Annotated in this window: 2 protein-coding genes; both read left to right on the forward strand. The window is 68.0% G+C overall.

What is annotated here, in order from left to right; translation table 11 throughout:
- Positions 1 to 174 precede the first annotated feature (174 nt).
- Complete coding sequence (gene hflC, locus V7067_RS06925; RefSeq protein WP_334175155.1) at positions 175 to 1,074, forward strand: protease modulator HflC; 900 nt, start codon at positions 175 to 177, stop codon at positions 1,072 to 1,074.
- Positions 1,071 to 1,256, forward strand: a complete 186-nt coding sequence (locus V7067_RS06930) for a DUF2065 domain-containing protein (protein WP_334175156.1) — start codon at positions 1,071 to 1,073, stop codon at positions 1,254 to 1,256. The genes hflC and V7067_RS06930 overlap by 4 nt, the downstream gene beginning before the upstream one ends.
- Positions 1,257 to 1,358 lie beyond the last annotated feature (102 nt).

Here is a 1,358-nt window from a genome sequence, read left to right on the forward strand (position 1 = left end):
GGACCTGACGCGCGAGCGCCTCTATCTGGAGACGATGCAGAAGGTGCTGGGTTCGAGCGACAAGGTGCTGATCGACGAGAAGGCCGCCGGGCCGGGCGTTGTGCCCTTCCTGCCGCTGGACAGCCTTTCCGGTGCCCGTTCTGCCGGCGCCGCCGCCAATGCGGGAGGCGCAAAATGAGGGGCGGGATCGTCGGACTGATCGTGGCGGCCGTCATCGCGGTGCTCGCCTATTCGTCTCTGTTCATCATCACCCCCGCGCAGCAGGCCATCGTGCTGCAGTTCGGCGAGGTGCGGCGTGCGGTGACGAGCCCGGGGCTCAATTTCAAGATCCCCTTCATCCAGAACGTCGTTTTCCTCGACAAGCGCGTGCTCGACCTGCAGGTGCCGGAGCTGGAGGCCATCGCCGCCGACCAGAAGCGCCTCGTGGTGGATGCCTTTGCCCGCTATCGCATCATCAATCCGGTGCTGTTCTATCAGACCGTGAACAATGTCGATGAGGGCAACCGGCGCCTGTCGACCTTCGTGCAGTCGTCGATCCGTTCGGTGCTGGCGGAAGAGAGCTTCCTGGCCGTGGTGCGCGACAGCCGTCCGGACCTGATGCGCCGCATCCGCGAGGACGTGCAGCGCCGCGCCAACGGCATCGGCGTGGAGGTGGTGGATGTGCGCCTGCGCCGGGCGGACCTGCCGGAGGCCAACAGCCAGGCGATTTTCAGCCGGATGCAGACCGAGCGTCAGCGCGAGGCGACCGAAATCCGGGCGCAGGGCGCCGAGGCGGCGGCCCGCATCCGTGCGCAGGCCGATCGTCAGGCGACCGTGATCATCGCCGAGGCCAACCGCACCGCCGACGAAACCCGCGGCGAGGGCGATGCCCGCCGTGCGGCGATCTTCGCCGGCGCGTTCGGCAAGGATCCGGATTTCTTCGCCTTCTTCCGCTCCATGCAGGCCTATGAGGCGGCGCTGAAGCCGGATGGCACCCGCATGGTGCTGTCGCCGAAGTCGGAGTTCTTCCGCTACTTCAACGATCCCAAGGGCCGCTCCGTGCCCGCCCCGGCAGCCCCGGCTGCGGCGCAATGAGCGACTTTCTGGTGGCGCTGGGGCTGGTGCTTGCCCTTGAGGGCACGCTCTATGCCGCAGCACCCGGCGGCCTGAAGACGATGATGAAGCAGGCCATTGGCACGCCCGACAGCGTGCTGCGCGCCGGCGGCCTCATCGCGCTGGCCGTCGGCGTCGGCCTCGTCTGGCTGGTGCGCCACTGAACAGCGGCCGGGGCGGCCGAATGCGGCGGGAAGACCGCCGGCCGCCCTGTTCCTGCCGTTTTGCCACCTTGCTTTCTTGCCACCTTGCTCCGGCGAAATTGC

Source organism: Pseudoxanthobacter sp. (genome assembly GCF_036822375.1).
Classification (GTDB): domain Bacteria; phylum Pseudomonadota; class Alphaproteobacteria; order Rhizobiales; family Segnochrobactraceae; genus Pseudoxanthobacter.